We start from the raw sequence: 481 nt of genomic DNA on the forward strand, positions 1-481 counted from the left end.
GGTGAACCGGCCCGCCCCGTGGGCGCCTTGGGAGGACCCGGCGCCACCGGCGCCGCCGGCGCCGCCGACCCCGCGGCTACCGCCGTCGCCACCCGCTCCGCCGTTCTGTCCATCGAAAGTTCCGTCGCCACCCCGGCCGCCGTCACCGCCCACACCGCCGTCCCCGCCTCGGCCGCCGGTTCCTCCCAAGGCGCCCAGGGTGCGGACGGTTTCACCCCGACCAGCGGCGGAAATGGCGGCAATGGCGGCAATGGCGCCAACAACTCCAACCCGGGTGGCACTGGCGGCAACGGCGGCAACGGCGGCAGCGGCGGACTCCACGGCAACGGCGGTAACGGCGGCAACGGCGGCAACGGCGGCACCGGTAGTACGGGCGCAACCGGCGCGACCGGCGGCACGGGTGGCAATGGCGGCGATGGCGGTAGAGGCGGCGACGCCTTCACCCTCCGGACCGACGCCATTACCGCCGGCGACGGCGGCG

At 76.1% G+C, this 481-nt stretch carries 1 pseudogene; it reads left to right on the forward strand.

From position 1 onward, the window contains the following. Positions 1–18: 18 nt before the first annotated feature. A pseudogene (locus BST27_RS32995) lies at positions 19–481 on the forward strand (PE family protein); the annotation flags it as partial.

The organism is Mycobacterium intermedium (assembly GCF_002086275.1).
Classification (GTDB): Bacteria; Actinomycetota; Actinomycetes; order Mycobacteriales; family Mycobacteriaceae; genus Mycobacterium; species Mycobacterium intermedium.